Annotated in this window: 15 protein-coding genes and 3 pseudogenes; 12 read left to right on the top strand and 6 right to left on the bottom strand. The window is 54.7% G+C overall.

Annotation, left to right across the window (positions count from 1 at the left end):
* Nucleotides 1–58: 58 nt before the first annotated feature.
* From iolD to BDE40_RS15165, 8 genes and pseudogenes are all read left to right on the top strand, one after another.
* Entirely contained in the window at nt 59–1,924 is a 1,866-nt protein-coding gene (gene iolD, locus BDE40_RS15130; RefSeq protein ID WP_134015880.1) for a 3D-(3,5/4)-trihydroxycyclohexane-1,2-dione acylhydrolase (decyclizing), read from the top strand.
* Nucleotides 1,925–1,962: 38 nt separating this feature from the next.
* Nucleotides 1,963–2,946: a 5-dehydro-2-deoxygluconokinase gene (iolC, locus tag BDE40_RS15135; protein WP_134015882.1), complete on the top strand. Its 984-nt coding sequence runs from the start codon at nt 1,963–1,965 to the stop codon at nt 2,944–2,946.
* Nucleotides 2,947–2,958: 12 nt separating this feature from the next.
* Nucleotides 2,959–3,801, top strand: a complete 843-nt coding sequence (locus tag BDE40_RS15140) for a 5-deoxy-glucuronate isomerase (protein ID WP_134015884.1) — start codon at nt 2,959–2,961, stop codon at nt 3,799–3,801.
* A gap of 54 nt (nt 3,802–3,855) precedes the next feature.
* Nucleotides 3,856–4,683 (top strand): class II fructose-bisphosphate aldolase, encoded by an 828-nt coding sequence (locus BDE40_RS15145; RefSeq protein ID WP_134015886.1) that lies wholly within the window; start codon nt 3,856–3,858, stop codon nt 4,681–4,683.
* 4 nt (nt 4,684–4,687) lie between these two features.
* Nucleotides 4,688–5,674, top strand: coding sequence for an inositol 2-dehydrogenase (iolG, locus tag BDE40_RS15150; RefSeq protein WP_134015888.1), 987 nt, complete (start codon nt 4,688–4,690; stop codon nt 5,672–5,674).
* Nucleotides 5,671–6,103: pseudogene (locus BDE40_RS15155) on the top strand (homogentisate 1,2-dioxygenase domain-containing protein); the annotation flags it as partial. The gene iolG and the pseudogene BDE40_RS15155, both read left to right, overlap by 4 nt.
* A 2-nt stretch (nt 6,104–6,105) precedes the next feature.
* Nucleotides 6,106–6,739, top strand: a pseudogene (locus tag BDE40_RS15160) (fumarylacetoacetate hydrolase family protein); the annotation flags it as partial.
* A 144-nt stretch (nt 6,740–6,883) separates the two neighbouring features.
* On the top strand, nt 6,884–7,570 hold the full coding sequence (locus BDE40_RS15165; RefSeq protein WP_134015890.1) for a D-lyxose/D-mannose family sugar isomerase: 687 nt from the start codon (nt 6,884–6,886) through the stop codon (nt 7,568–7,570).
* A gap of 5 nt (nt 7,571–7,575) precedes the next feature.
* Here the strand turns inward: BDE40_RS15165 and BDE40_RS15170 are convergent, their stop codons facing one another.
* On the bottom strand, nt 7,576–8,583 hold the full coding sequence (locus BDE40_RS15170; protein ID WP_211342443.1) for a GlxA family transcriptional regulator: 1,008 nt from the start codon (nt 8,581–8,583) through the stop codon (nt 7,576–7,578).
* Between the two features lie 52 nt (nt 8,584–8,635).
* Between BDE40_RS15170 and BDE40_RS15175 the strand changes: the two genes are divergently transcribed.
* The gene (locus BDE40_RS15175) at nt 8,636–8,908 is read left to right on the top strand and encodes a DUF1272 domain-containing protein (protein WP_134015892.1); all 273 of its coding nucleotides are present in this window, start codon (nt 8,636–8,638) and stop codon (nt 8,906–8,908) included.
* Between the two features lie 20 nt (nt 8,909–8,928).
* Here the strand turns inward: BDE40_RS15175 and BDE40_RS18575 are convergent.
* Nucleotides 8,929–9,347 (bottom strand): annotated as a pseudogene (locus BDE40_RS18575) (peptidase); the annotation flags it as partial.
* Nucleotides 9,348–9,438: 91 nt separating this feature from the next.
* A complete protein-coding gene (locus BDE40_RS15185) occupies nt 9,439–10,521 on the bottom strand; it encodes an AI-2E family transporter (protein WP_134015894.1) in 1,083 nt (360 codons plus the stop codon).
* A gap of 326 nt (nt 10,522–10,847) precedes the next feature.
* On the opposite strand from BDE40_RS15185, the gene BDE40_RS15190 reads away from it, so the two are divergent.
* On the top strand, nt 10,848–11,039 hold the full coding sequence (locus BDE40_RS15190) for a PLD nuclease N-terminal domain-containing protein (protein ID WP_211342444.1): 192 nt from the start codon (nt 10,848–10,850) through the stop codon (nt 11,037–11,039).
* A 71-nt stretch (nt 11,040–11,110) separates the two neighbouring features.
* Here the strand turns inward: BDE40_RS15190 and BDE40_RS15195 are convergent, their stop codons facing one another.
* Entirely contained in the window at nt 11,111–11,839 is a 729-nt protein-coding gene (locus BDE40_RS15195; protein WP_134015896.1) for a Crp/Fnr family transcriptional regulator, read from the bottom strand.
* A 90-nt stretch (nt 11,840–11,929) separates the two neighbouring features.
* Between BDE40_RS15195 and BDE40_RS15200 the strand changes: the two genes are divergently transcribed.
* Complete coding sequence (locus BDE40_RS15200) at nt 11,930–12,289, top strand: hypothetical protein (RefSeq protein WP_134015898.1); 360 nt, start codon at nt 11,930–11,932, stop codon at nt 12,287–12,289.
* On the opposite strand, the gene BDE40_RS15205 is transcribed toward BDE40_RS15200, so the two are convergent.
* Both BDE40_RS15205 and BDE40_RS15210 read right to left on the bottom strand, forming a co-directional pair.
* Nucleotides 12,270–12,596 (bottom strand): phage holin family protein, encoded by a 327-nt coding sequence (locus BDE40_RS15205; protein ID WP_134015900.1) that lies wholly within the window; start codon nt 12,594–12,596, stop codon nt 12,270–12,272. The two genes, BDE40_RS15200 and BDE40_RS15205, sit on opposite strands and share 20 nt — an antisense overlap.
* 1 nt (nt 12,597) lies before the next feature.
* On the bottom strand, nt 12,598–12,930 hold the full coding sequence (locus BDE40_RS15210; RefSeq protein ID WP_134015902.1) for a DUF883 family protein: 333 nt from the start codon (nt 12,928–12,930) through the stop codon (nt 12,598–12,600).
* A 164-nt stretch (nt 12,931–13,094) separates the two neighbouring features.
* On the opposite strand from BDE40_RS15210, the gene BDE40_RS15215 reads away from it, so the two are divergent.
* Nucleotides 13,095–13,259: a DUF1328 domain-containing protein gene (locus BDE40_RS15215; RefSeq protein ID WP_073146129.1), complete on the top strand. Its 165-nt coding sequence runs from the start codon at nt 13,095–13,097 to the stop codon at nt 13,257–13,259.
* Nucleotides 13,260–13,358: the final 99 nt, after the last annotated feature.

The following is a 13,358-nucleotide window of genomic DNA, read 5'->3' on the forward strand; positions in this document are numbered from 1 at the left end:
AGGTGGTCAATAAGAAAAGTAGCCCACCCGAATTTGAACCTGCTTTCAGGAGAACACCTTGGGACAGCCTACAGTAACCTTGACGACCGCGCAGGCAATTGTGCGTTACCTTGCCGCCCAGTTCATCGAAATTGACGGCGAAAATACACGGTTGTGCGGAGGCGGGTTTGGAATTTTCGGCCATGGCAATGTGACCTGCCTTGGCGAAGCTCTTCATGCCCATCAAGACGAACTGCCGCTCTATCGCGGGCAGAACGAGCAAGGTATGGGGTTCGCCGCCGCTGCTTATGCCAAAGCGCATCTGCGCCGCCGCTTCATGCTCTGCACCGCGTCCGCTGGCCCCGGCACGGCGAACCTGTTGACGGCAGCAGCGCTCGCCCATGCCAACCGATTGCCGATGCTGATGCTGTGTGGTGATGCATTTCTGACCCGTCTGCCTGACCCTGTGCTGCAACAACTGGAGCATTTCGGAAACCCGACCTTCGGGGTTAACGACGCGTTCAAAGCGGTCAGCCGCTATTGGGACCGGATCACCCATCCTGCCCAGATTCTACAGTCATTGCCTGCCGCTTTGAATACAATGCTGGACCCTGCGGATTGCGGACCGGCGTTCCTTGGCCTGCCTCAGGATGTGCAGGGATGGACCTATGACTATCCGCTCTCATTTTTCGATGAACAGGTGCATCGCATTCGTCGCCAAGCCGCTGACGTAGAGGAGATTTCAGACGCGGCGGCTTTGCTCGGCTCCGCAAAACGTCCGATGATCATCGCAGGGGGTGGCGTCCAGTATTCCGGCGCCGTGGCCGAACTGACAAAATTCGCCGAGGCACATGGAATCCCTGTCGTGGAAACCATTGCGGGTCGTGCCAACCTGTTGGACAACCATGCGCTAAACATTGGCCCGATTGGTGTCACCGGATCGGATTCTGCGAATGCAATTGCCGAGAAGGCTGACGTAATCTTGGCCGTAGGCACGCGGTTGCAGGACTTCACAACAGGCTCGTGGACGGCTTTCGACCATGACGCCCGCATCATCGGGCTAAATGCGGCGCGGCATGATGCGGCCAAGCACATGTCGATGACTGTCGTGGGTGATGCAAAGCTGGGGCTGATTGCTTTGGGTGACGCGCTCGACGGCTATGAAACACCATCTGAATGGACTGCGTTTGCGCAGAAAGAACGTGCCAAGTGGAACGACTACGTCGCTGAAAATACCCGCATCAAGAACGGGCCTGCGTCCTACGCGCAGGCGATCGGTGCGGTGAATGCCGCAAGTGATCCACGGGACCGCGTTGTGGCTGCAGCGGGCGGTTTGCCCGCGGAGGTGACTGCGAACTGGCGAACGCTTGATATCGGCACAGTGGATGTGGAATTCGGCTTTTCGTGCATGGGGTATGAAATCGCGGGCGGCTGGGGGGCTCGTATCGCTCAAGCGGAGAAAGAGCCTGATAAAGACACCATCGTCTTTACCGGTGACGGGTCCTATTTGCTGATGAACTCCGACATTTATTCCTCGGTGCTGACCCAGAAAAAGATGATCATTCTGGTTCTGGATAACGGGGGCTTTGCGGTGATCAACAAGCTGCAAAACAATACCGGGAACGAGAGTTTCAACAATTTGATCGCGGACACGCCGACTGCCACGCATCAGGTGAGTGTCGATTTTGAGGCCCATGCGAAGTCGATGGGCGCACTGGCGGAAACTGTTGATGCGCCCTCGGGGCTGGCGGAGGCATTCGCCCGCGCCAAAGCCGCCGACCGCACATATGTGATCTGCATGAAGGTCGATCCTTACGAGGGCTGGACCACGCAAGGCCATGCTTGGTGGGAAGTTGGCACGCCGCATACGTCCGAAAGCACGAAGGTACGCGCCGCCCACAAGGATGTCGAAAGCACCCGTGCGAAACAGCGAAAGGGTGTGTAGATGCAGCCGATAGAACGAGTGACTGCGGTGGCCGAGAAATGAAAAAGCTCCTCGAAGGTATCAAAGCAAATAACTTTGTGATCGTGGGGCGGGCGGGTATGGATTTTTTCCCTGATCCACCCGGCACCAAGACCGAAGATGGCGTGATGTTTACGGCGAGCCTTGGTGGCTCGTCGGCCAATATCGCGGCGGGGATCTGCAAGCTTGGGGGCAAGGCTGCTTTGGTCACGAGGGTCAGCGATGACAGTATCGGGCGCTATTGCGCGAACCAGTTGAAGCATTACGGGGTAGACACACGCTACGTGACGCCCGTTGGCGGTGAATTCCGCAATTCGCTGGCCGTGTATGAAAGCCGTGTCGACGACCACCAGTCGGTCATCTACCGCAATGGCGCCGCCGATTTTCAGATGGATGAAAGCGACGTTGCTGCAGTGGATTACAGCCAGTATGGCGCGCTGATCACGGCGGGTACTGTCTTTGCGGCCGAGCCGTCGCGGACGGCCACCTTCAAGTCCTTCGCCTTGGCCAAGCAGGCCGGTTTGCCGATCATTTTTGATGTGGATTACCGCCCGTATTCATGGCCGTCCCCGCAAGTGGCGGAAGAGGTTCTGAGCCGCGCTGCGACCGAGTGCGACATGATCGTGGGCAATGACGAAGAATTTGGCTTCATGGCCGGCGATATTTCCAAAGGCCTTGATAAAGCCCGCGCCTTGTCTGAAAGCACGGCCAAAATCGTTGTGTATAAAATGGGCCACGAAGGAGCGATCACCTTTGCGCAAGGCTATGAAATTCGAACAGGTATCTATCCCGTCGAGGCGCTGAAGCCCACAGGTGCTGGTGACAGCTTCATGGCTGGAATGATGACATCTCTTGCCGAAGGGTATGAGCTGGAAGACGCAATTTTGCGAGGGTCTGCCTGTGCCTCAATCACAGTGTCGCGTCCCGGGTGTGCTCCGGCTATGGCTGATACACCTACACTCGACAAATTCTTGGCCGACCACCCCGGTCCAACCGACGCTTGAAGGAGCTTCTCCATGCATATCGCCCCGTTTGACAACCAGAACAAACCGATCGTGGATGTCGAGGATCCGACCGTACCGCTGAACTATTTCAATATCGTCAAGCTGAAGAAAGGCGAGGCGTTTGAATATGCCGTTCCGGGATACGAGACCTGCATCGTACCGGCGACAGGCACAGTGGATGTCGATATCGAAGGCTTTAAGGCGGACGCGCTGGGGCATCGCGTCGAAGACGTCTGGGACGGCGAGCCGGAAGGCGTCTATGTGCCAACTGCGGCGCGCGCCACGATGGTGTGCCAGTCGGATGAGGCCGAGGTGTTCGTTTGCGGTGCGCGTTATGACAAGGTGCTGGAGGCGTTCACCGTGCGGTCGGATGAGCTGGACAAGGTGCAATACGGGTCCGACGACACCAAGACCCATCGCAAGATCAAACATATCCTTGGCACGAAGTACCACGACAAGGTGGGCCGCTTGTTGGTGTCAGAATTGTTTACTGTGGGGGAAGGGGGCTGGTCCGGATTTCCGAGCCACAAGCACGACACCGACCGCCTTCCCGACGAGACCCGCCATGATGAAACCTACAACTTCCGGTTCAAACCCAATCACGGGTCCGGTGTGCAAATGCTTCAGCGTGAAGATGGCAAGGCCGGAGACGCCTACCATATCGTAGATGGATCGACGATCTGCATCGATAACGGATATCACCCCTGCGCTGTATTGCCGGGATATCAGATGTATTACTTCACCATTCTGGGTGGTTTGTCACAGCGTTCGCTGGTCCAGTATTTCCAACCGTCTCATGCTTATCAGATCGAAACGATTCCGGGCATCAAGGACATGATCGCTAAGTTCAAATAGAGCGAACGCACTGCTCCGGCTGCACGCTGATTTCTACCTGACAAAGGATCGCCCATGCCTCTCGTTACACTTGCTGAAGTTATGCAGCCCGCCAAAGCAGGCGGGTATGCTGTCGGGGGGCTGGTCACGCTAGGCTGGGAAGATATGCGCGCCTTTGTGGCGGCAGCTGAAGCGGAAAACTGCCCGGTCATCCTGCAAGCCGGCCCTGGATGTCGTGCGCATACTCCGCTTCCGGTTTTGGGGGCGATGTTTCGGTATTTGGCTGAAGCCGCCAGCGTGCCGGTCGTCGCTCATCTGGACCATGGCTATACGTTTGAGGAGTGCAAAGAGGCGCTGGATAGCGGGTTCACGTCCCTGATGTTCGACGGATCTCGCAAGCCGCTGAATGAGAATATCGCCGAAACCAAGGCCATCGCGGATATGGCCCATGCAGCCGGAATTTCGTGCGAGGGCGAGATCGGATTTGTGGGATACGCCGATGGCGAAAGCTCTGCGGGGACCGACCCGGAAGATGCAGCGCGCTTTGCCGCCGAAACTGGCGTGGATGCAATGGCCATTTCGGTTGGGAATGTGCATTTGCAGCAGGACAAGGTAGGCGGACTGGACGAGGAACGGATCGCCGCCATTCAGGCTATGACAGATGTGCCGCTGGTGATACATGGCGGCTCTGGCGTTCCGGTGGAGCAACGCGGTCGCTTGGCGCGAACCACGAATATCTGCAAGTTCAACATTGGGACAGAGTTACGTATGGCATTTGGCGCGGCCATGCGCACGGCGGTGAATGCGGATAAGGACAGGTTCGATCGCGTATCAATCCTCAAGGAAACACACGATCCGATGGTGAAAGCGACGCGGGGCGTCCTCGCTGTTTTGAAAGGTTAAGAAAATGCTAAATATTGGTCTTTTGGGATGTGGACGGATAGGTCAGGTTCACGGGGCCACTTTGCGCAACATGACGACCGCGCGCGCTGCTGCGGTCTCCGATGCGGTACCAGCGGCAGCGGACGCGCTGGCCGCGTCGCTGGGGGCCAAGGTGATGAGCAGCGACGAGATGCTGACTGACCCGACCATCGATGCGGTTGTGATCGGCACACCAACAACTACCCACTACGATTTGATCCATCAGGCCGCCGCGAACGGAAAAGCGATCTTTTGCGAAAAGCCGGTCGATTTGTCAGTGGAGCGGATCAAGGAATGCCTAAGCGCGGTCGACAGCGCTGGTGTGCCGTTCATGACAGCATTCAACCGCCGCTTTGACCCGAATTTCGCGCATTTGGAACGCCAGATCAGAGATCAGGTTATCGGCAATGTCGAACTGGTCACGATCCTGTCGCGTGATCCGGCCCCACCGCCCATTGACTACATCAAAACGTCAGGCGGCATTTTCCGCGATATGATGATCCACGATCTGGATATGGCGCGCTTCTTGTTGGGCGAAGATCCGGTCGAGCTTCACGCGGTCGGCTCGAGTGTTGTTGATCCAGCCATTGGTGAGGCCGGCGATTTTGATACCGCGACAGTGACGCTGAAGACGGCAAGTGGCAAGATTTGCCAGATATCAAATTCCCGTCGTGCGACCTACGGCTATGACCAGCGGATCGAGGTCCATGGCGAAAAGGGCTTGTTGCGTGCTGAGAACCAGCTTCAGCATAGTGTCGAACTCGCCAACGGGGAGGGGTATCGACGAGCGCCCACCGAGCCGTTTTTCCTTGAACGCTACGCGGCTGCATATCGTGCAGAGATGACGCATTTCGTGGACACCATCGTTTCCGGAGGCGTGATGGCACCTACCGGCGTGGACGGCCTGAAAGCACAGATCCTTGCCGATGCCGCGAGTGAGAGTGCCCGTGACGGGTTGCTAAAGCAGGTTTAGTCACTGCGCTCAGTGGCGCTGTTTCGATTGTGGAAGGCGCCGCGAATATCGACTTTGTTCTGTTCCGTGATCGCTGGATGGTAGCTGAAAATACCTTCCGCCCGCCGTGGTATCACAAGAATATCATGTCGGAATTGATGGGCAACATTCACGGAATATATGACGACAAACCCGTCGGATTTATTCCGGACGGCATGTCTTTACACAATATGATGCTGCCCCACGGGGCTGACAAAAACATCTTTGGAGAGGCGTCGAGTGCGGAGCTTGAACAGGCGTATTTGGCCAACACGATGAGTTTCATGTTCGAGACACGCTTCCCCAACACCTGACAAAGTTTGCTGCGGATGAGGCCCCTCTACAGGACAATTACATTGATGCTGGACTGATCTGGATCAGAAATTCGACGGCACAATCGGCAAGAAATAGAGGAAAAGGCGTTGCCGTCGAACTGGCTGCATCTTCCGACCGGTTACAACAGGCGCGCGTCTTTTGTTGCCGTGTCGGGGAAGGACATTCACCGCTCATGGGGATAATTGAAGGGGCCAGATGATGATGTGCTGCGCTGGAGGCCATCGCAGCGGTTCGACATAATACTCAAACTCGGTACGATTGTCGGTCAGTCCTCGGAATATCAACCGCTGAGCCCGTTTCAGGCCAAAGCAACGGGGACCCCTATCAGTCCTTGGATTGTAATAGCGGGTGGGTTGGCTTCGTTTCGCTGTTATGCGCCGGCACGCGGCAAAGAACTGTTGCAGCATCTGCGCGAGACGGCCCCGATGCTGTTCGATATCGATCTTGAGATTATGCGAACGGCACTCCGATCGTACAAGACGAACTACAATACAATGTACTATTCCGCTGCTCAGCAGCTTGCGTATCACACCACAAGTGGGTGTCAGATGCAGGTGGGTGACTTGCTTGGAACGGGAATCATTTCAGAGCCCGAAAAAAGCCTATGTGGAAGCCTGTTGGCATTGCCGCCATGGTGACGGGTACCAGATCGGATTTGGCGATTGCTCGGGTACGCTTCTTCCCGCACTCGACGATCCATTCGGACGCTGAATCATGCAAGGCCCGTGGAGTGGTGAGGCAGATTGAAGATGGGCACCGTGCCGAGTACTGTGATGCAGTTGCCATGGACCGAGACGGACAACCTGCGCTGTCAGCGGCCATAAAAACCGAATTCGTTTGGAAGAAAGCTCCTATATGAAACGCTCACGCATAAACGAAATTCTCGCGACCTCTGACGAGATGATCCGGTCATATGGTTTCGTTCTTCCGCCATTCGCCTATTGGTCACCGGACGAATTCAAGCAAAAGAGCAAAACCGCCCTACATGTGATCGACTCCCGCTGTGGCTGGGACATTACCGATTACGGTGCTGGCCGGTTTGAAGAAATGGGCTTGTTCCTGTTTACACTTCGCAATGGGCTCCTTGCTGATCTGCGAAGCGGTGGTGGCATGTGCTACGCCGAAAAGCTGTTGATTTCGCGGCAGGACCAACTGTCTCCAATGCACACCCATGTGATCAAGGCCGAGGACATCATCAACCGTGGTGGGGCGACGTTGATCATCGAGCTTTATGGCTCAGACGACGACGGGGCTTTCGCCGAGGATCAGGGCGGCACGGTCTGGTGCGATGGAATCCGACGCGACTATGCCGCCGGTGAAAAACTACGCCTCGCCCCCGGAGAAAGTGTGACGCTGCGGCCCGGTGATTGGCACGCGTTCTGGGGGGAGGGCGGTGACGTTCTGGTCGGCGAGGTCTCGACAGTGAACGATGACGAGACCGATAACATCTTCCGAGAACCTATCGGACGATTTGCGACGATTGATGAGGACGTTGACCCTATGCACTTACTGGTCAGCGACTATAGGGCGTGGCTCGGTTAAGCGGGTCAGATTGCCCCGCCGTCGACACCCGGCCCCGTCCTAAATCGTTCTCTATAAACGCCCGGTGCGACATTGCGGCCTCTCATGAGTGCGCGGCGCAGTCTTTCATCATCGAAGAATCCACAACGGTTGGCGATGACAGTTAGGGGAAGTTCGGATTCTTCCAAAAGGCGGCACGCTGCGTCGACGCGGAGCGCCTCAACGGCCTTCGCCGGAGAAACGCCAATGTGCTGCTTATAGCGGCGCGCGAAGTTTCTTGGGCTCATTCTGACCTGCTCGGCCAGTGTTTCAACCGAGAGGTCGGAGGTCAGATTGTCAGATATCCAAATGTTTAGATCGCCAAACTTACCCGTGGAATCCCCGATTTGTTGTTGCAGCGGTCCGCTGAACTGGGATTGCCCGCCGGGCCGCACCAGATAACACACCAGCGAACGCGCGAGTTTCAGTGCATACTTTCGGCCGATATCTTCGGCAACCATTGCAAGGCTCATGTCGATACCGGCCGTCACACCCGCAGAGGTCCAGATGTCGCCATCCTTGATATAAATAGCGTCTTTTTGGACCGTGATATCTGCGAATGCATCCTTAAGGCGATCACACGAGTCCCAATGCGTTACTGCCGACCGTCCAACCAGAAGTCCCGCTTTTGCTAGGATGAATGCACCTGTGCAAACCGACCCCAAGCGGCCTGTCCTTGCGGCGAGATCGCGAATTTGTTCAATAAATACGTCGTCTTCGGCAGCGACGGGGGCACCAGCACCACCTGCGACGATGACTGTATTAATCTGATTGCCTTTAAGGGAAGAAATAGGGTCAGTCGCCACCGGAAGAACTGCATCGGACGGAATAGCTCCTCCATTGGCGGAGACAACTTTCAAATCATATTGTCCGGGGGATATCTGATTTGCGTCCGCGAAGACCTGCATCGGTCCGGTGATATCCAAAAGCTTGAGGTTCGGGAAAACAACGAACGCGACAAGTTTGGCAGAAATAGAGGTCATATTGTCATTCATGACAAGGACTGACGCTGTAGTCTAGCCGATATGATCACCGAAAGGACAAGCGATGCTAATTCTCAAACCGAACTGCGAATGCTGTGACAGCGATTTACCACCCGATGCGCTAGACGCCCGCAGCTGTACCTTCGAGTGTACGTTTTGCGCGGATTGCGCTGAAAACCACTTTAACAACGTGTGCCCCAACTGCGGCGGGGAGCTTCTACGCAGGCCAATTCGTCCGGTCAAAATGCTTGAAAAATACCCTGCCTCAAGCAAGCGGTTCGTGAAAGACCATGGATTTTGCAAACCCGCAGAACGCGTACAGGGAAATGCGAGGTGATACTATTTACTGCTCCAGATTTACTCTTTGTAGCTTGGAAGTTGCGTAAGCGCATTTCGTAGTGCGTCGCCCCAATCGCTAGATACGCCTTAGTAATATGCATCGTCAGCCTCAGTACGAGGTTTGTTATCCACCTTGAAACTGTCGCCAACATAGACCTGCAGGTCGAGCGGCAATCCGACGGACAGGTTCGCTTTGATCGTTGAATCGAACAAAACGAGAGCAGTTTGATTGTGTCTTCAATACTCATCTCAGGATCATAGACACGGGCCAAAATAGGCTTTCCGTACTTGGCCTCGCCGATTTGAAAGAATGGGCTGTCTTCGGTGATCTCAATGAAATTGCCTTCTGAATAGATCAAGAAAAGGGTCGGTTTCCCACCCTTGATCTGACCACCCAAAATTACGGATGCTTTAAATTTCGAAGACGCTTCCGGCCCTTCAGACACCCCCCACAAGCCGGATTGTGGTTTTCGCGTCACTGGAATTCTGAAACGGAGGTCTAGATAAAACGGGTTCCGAGGGCAGCTGCTACTCCGGACGCGTTGCCGGATTTTCGTTCGACGACAGAAAACTGCCCATAACCGTCAAGCTCTCGAAGTTGTCACAGACAACTTTGAACACCAGCAAAAACGGAACCGCCACGATCACACCGGCAATACCCCAAAGCCAGCCCCAGAGAACCACTGTCAGGAAAACGGCAACGATATTGAGCTCCATCCGTCGACCCACGATGTAAGGCGTGACGAACTGGGCTTCCGAAGAAGTAAGAACTTGATAGGAAATCGGAGCCAGAAGAGCGTATGAAAGGCTGTCAAACGTTACGATCGCGTAGGCAGCCACGAGCACTGTTCCGACAATGCCGCCCAAGACGGGGAGGTAGTTGAGCAGGAACGCGGCGATGCCCCAGATATAAGCGTATTCAAGCCCGATCATCCACATCGCAAGCCCAACCGCGATACCCAGCCCTGCATTAATGAGCGTGATGGTCAGGAGGTAGCCCGAGACTTGCCGTTCGATGTCGTATACAGTGCTCAAGGCGCGCTTCTTTCCGCTAAGCGTTGGAAATGCCTGGGTTAGCTTGCGGTAAAACAAATCGCCTGAGGCAAGTAAGAACAGAGCCAGTATCAATGCCACAGCAATTGTGGTGGCCGTACTTGCGGCGATCGTGACAGCTGAATTTAGCAGGCTTGGAGGTTTGACTGCGACCGCTTGAACTGTGACGTCTGTGTCGCTCGCGATTTTCTCGATATCTTTCGATGTTTTCTGTACGGCCTCCAGCGTTTCGCTGACACCGCTCAATTTGTATCTAAGTTGGCGTAACAGAGATGGCGCATCGTCGGTCCACTCCGAGACTGTCCCGCCTGCAAAAAACACGACGAACCCGATGCCGGACGCCGCGAACAAAATAAGCAGAACAGCAGATATTGCCGCGGGAAGTCCGGTGCGTTGAATGGCTCTATTCACCGGGCTCAAGGTCAGCGCGATAAGGAACCCCAAGAGAATTGGTAAGATTAACTCCCGAGCGAAATAGGCGACCACAAAGAACGACAGGGTCGTTAGCACTACAAGGCTGCGGCGTATCGCTCTTAGGTCTGATCGCGCATCGGCCATTCTGAAGGTCTAGCGTAGACCGAGAAACGACAAGATTGCCAGAACGACAACGACAAGGCCAACGATGTAAATAATGCGGTTCATAAATTTTCTCCTTCAATGCGACGGCGTATCCGTGCTTCGGAAAGGTAACGTCAGGGGGTGACGATTGGTTCCACAGAAACCCTATTTGTTCGTCGAACATCTGAAGCTTGGCGCTAGATTATTGGCCATGGGATCCAATTTTGGAGAGACAACTTACCAGTACAGAAATGAAATTTTTAAACCTTTCCGGAACCAAACCGTGCCTTTGGCGTTGTGAGGTATACGCAAACAGGAGAGCGATTATGTTGGAGTATTCAGGAATAGGCGGGCTGATTATCTTGGCCCTTGATATCTGGGCCATCGTCTCGATTATCGGGTCGCGCGCCTCGACAGGTGCGAAAGTCGGATGGACGTTGTTGGTCCTTCTGCTGCCCATCGTAGGCTTCGTGATTTGGTTCTTCGCAGGACCACGATCCGCAGCAAGTACGATTTAGTCGAAAAAGATCAGCAATTAGAAGAAGCCGTCACACGAGAGTGGGCGGCTTTTTCGTTTGAACCGAGTTTATTACATGAGCGGACGCTTAACAGCGGCCTCAACATCCATTTGGGCCAGCTCTGCAAGGGTCTCTATATTGTTGATGCGTAATTCACCGCCGGACCAGCTTGCCAACTGGCGATCCCTAAGTTTCGTCAACGTTTTATTCGTATGAACCAGCGATAACCCCAAAGTATCCGCGAGGTCTTGCTGTCGGTAAGGCAGGGGCATCGTGTTGCCCTGGGATAGGCCTAAGGCCTGGCCGCGCTTGAAAATTCGCACAAGAGCCCATGCGATGGCTTCGATGGCCGTACGTTGACCCATAGACGCCATCGCCTCGCCCAAGAAGTGCTCCTCCACGGCTGCAAGCCATGTAAGATCAAACGCCCGGTCAGGATGGGTGCGGAAGAAAGTCCAAAATTCACTGCGGTCGAAGACGCACAACGTCATAGGTGTCGTGGCCTCGACAGAGTGGCCCATTTCCCCCATGACGCCAGCTTGCAGCCCGATGAAGTCGCCAGGGAACACGAGATTAATCACTTGGCGATTTCCGTTTTGCAATGTCTTGTAACGTACACCCATCCCACGGAGTGCAGTAAAAAGCTGAGGGCTGTTCGAGCCCTCCATGAGCAGCGGCGTTCCCGCTTCAATCTTCAATTCCCCAGATTTGAAGCGTTCCATGAATTTGATGTCATCGCTTGAGAACTCGATAAACAAATCCTTCTTGCGTAGAGGGCAGTTTCCGCACTTCGTGGTCATGAGTTTTATTGCTCCTTCTATGTCATAGTTTAATGCATGAAATGCTAATCTGTACCATAGAGGTGCCTGCTAGAAGTCAGGGTGGGCCCCATGCAAAACATGTATCTCGTGGTTCAACAGGATCCAATTGTTGCCAGCGACTTGTCAGAAATCATCGGGGAATTTAACCCCGCGGCATCTGTAACCATCGTGGAATCTATGGGACAGGCCGTTGACCTGTTGAGCGACGTGGCTACGCCCAAATTTGTGCTGGTGTGCGGAACTCCCGAGAGCGTCGCGCAATCCGGTTTGTCATTGGCAATCGAGACATCACAGTCTTGGCTTGTTCTCATCAGTTCCGAGGATAAAGCACAGCTCGATCTGGTGTCGAATTGGGTGCATGTTGCAGCACCTTTCACGACTGCGTCGCTAACGCGAGCGCTGAACAGCATTACCGCCGCTGAGCGTTAGCGCCAGCTTGCACCCCGTGTAAAAACGCTTGCATCAAAGGGGGTGCTTCTGAGGGAGCGTGCGTGCGCACGTCGGGTACTGACTTGGTGGAACGTGCGGATGACAGACCCATCATAATGAGCCCCAATCCGGTATAAAAACCGCCAATCACCAGCGCCGCTGTTAGTGGCGTTGCAACCGCGGTCAGAAAAATCCAAGCCGCAACAGTCAGGAACGCCATGCCCGCGGCCAGTGACAGCCCGCCGACAGACGACAGCACGATACTCAGCGCTGCCGCCTTCGCCTTCTTTTCAATCAGGTCAAACATTTCAACGACGGCTGCTCATGAAGCCGATCAGGAAGCCGGCGCCTGCCGCAATTGCCAAAGCTGTTGCGGGCTGTTTTGTAACGAAGTCGTTTGCCTGACCCTGCAGGTCAGCGGCACGCTCCTTTGCGCGCTCCAGCTGCTCTGCGCCTTGCTCCCGCGCCGCACGCGCAGTTGCATTCGCTGCTTGGGATAGATCGGATGCCTTGCCTTTGCCCATTTCGGCGATGATGTCGGTCAAACCGCTGATGTCAGATTTTAGGACAGCGAGCTGTTCGGCAATGTCGTCGCTGGTCGGGGTTTTGAGTTCTTCAACTTTCGCGCTAGAGCGTGCCATGATGATGCTTCCTTTCAATTGCTTCGTTTCACCCACTAACGCGGTGAGAGCACCGACCGTTCCCGATGTTTCGCAATTATTTTTGGGGAACTTCGGGGAAGGTCGCCTAGTTGGGCAAGCATCAAAGATCACACAATCAAAACGTTATCTGAAAGGAAAACACCATGTTATACTGGGCTTTAGTTTTTTTCGTCGTCGCAATAATTGCCGGAGTTTTCGGTTTTGGAGGCATCGCCAGCGCGTCCGCCGGCATAGCTCAAATCCTGTTTTTCATCTTCTTAGCGCTCTTCGTGGCAACTCTCATCGTACGACTGGTTCGAAAGGTTTGAGCAATCTTTGAACCAATCAGACAACGGAAAGGAAATGCAATGACCGAGGTCTGAGTAACATTCCAGCATCGACCGTCATCAACATCGGCGTACATAGTG

Source organism: Litoreibacter halocynthiae, assembly GCF_004365635.1.
Lineage (GTDB): Bacteria > Pseudomonadota > Alphaproteobacteria > Rhodobacterales > Rhodobacteraceae > Litoreibacter > Litoreibacter halocynthiae.

Bases quoted from the DNA above. Each gene is read 5' to 3' on its own strand.
- iolC (WP_134015882.1), top strand. From the start codon at position 1,963: ATGAAAAAGCTCCTCGAAGGTATCAAAGCAAATAACTTTGTGATCGTG.
- BDE40_RS15140 (WP_134015884.1), top strand. From the start codon at position 2,959: ATGCATATCGCCCCGTTTGACAACCAGAACAAACCGATCGTGGATGTC.
- BDE40_RS15145 (WP_134015886.1), top strand. From the start codon at position 3,856: ATGCCTCTCGTTACACTTGCTGAAGTTATGCAGCCCGCCAAAGCAGGC.
- iolG (WP_134015888.1), top strand. From the start codon at position 4,688: ATGCTAAATATTGGTCTTTTGGGATGTGGACGGATAGGTCAGGTTCAC.
- BDE40_RS15165 (WP_134015890.1), top strand. From the start codon at position 6,884: ATGAAACGCTCACGCATAAACGAAATTCTCGCGACCTCTGACGAGATG.
- BDE40_RS15170 (WP_211342443.1), bottom strand. From the start codon at position 8,583: ATGAATGACAATATGACCTCTATTTCTGCCAAACTTGTCGCGTTCGTT.
- BDE40_RS15175 (WP_134015892.1), top strand. From the start codon at position 8,636: ATGCTAATTCTCAAACCGAACTGCGAATGCTGTGACAGCGATTTACCA.
- BDE40_RS15185 (WP_134015894.1), bottom strand. From the start codon at position 10,521: ATGGCCGATGCGCGATCAGACCTAAGAGCGATACGCCGCAGCCTTGTA.
- BDE40_RS15190 (WP_211342444.1), top strand. From the start codon at position 10,848: ATGTTGGAGTATTCAGGAATAGGCGGGCTGATTATCTTGGCCCTTGAT.
- BDE40_RS15195 (WP_134015896.1), bottom strand. From the start codon at position 11,839: ATGACCACGAAGTGCGGAAACTGCCCTCTACGCAAGAAGGATTTGTTT.
- BDE40_RS15200 (WP_134015898.1), top strand. From the start codon at position 11,930: ATGCAAAACATGTATCTCGTGGTTCAACAGGATCCAATTGTTGCCAGC.
- BDE40_RS15205 (WP_134015900.1), bottom strand. From the start codon at position 12,596: ATGTTTGACCTGATTGAAAAGAAGGCGAAGGCGGCAGCGCTGAGTATC.
- BDE40_RS15210 (WP_134015902.1), bottom strand. From the start codon at position 12,930: ATGGCACGCTCTAGCGCGAAAGTTGAAGAACTCAAAACCCCGACCAGC.
- BDE40_RS15215 (WP_073146129.1), top strand. From the start codon at position 13,095: ATGTTATACTGGGCTTTAGTTTTTTTCGTCGTCGCAATAATTGCCGGA.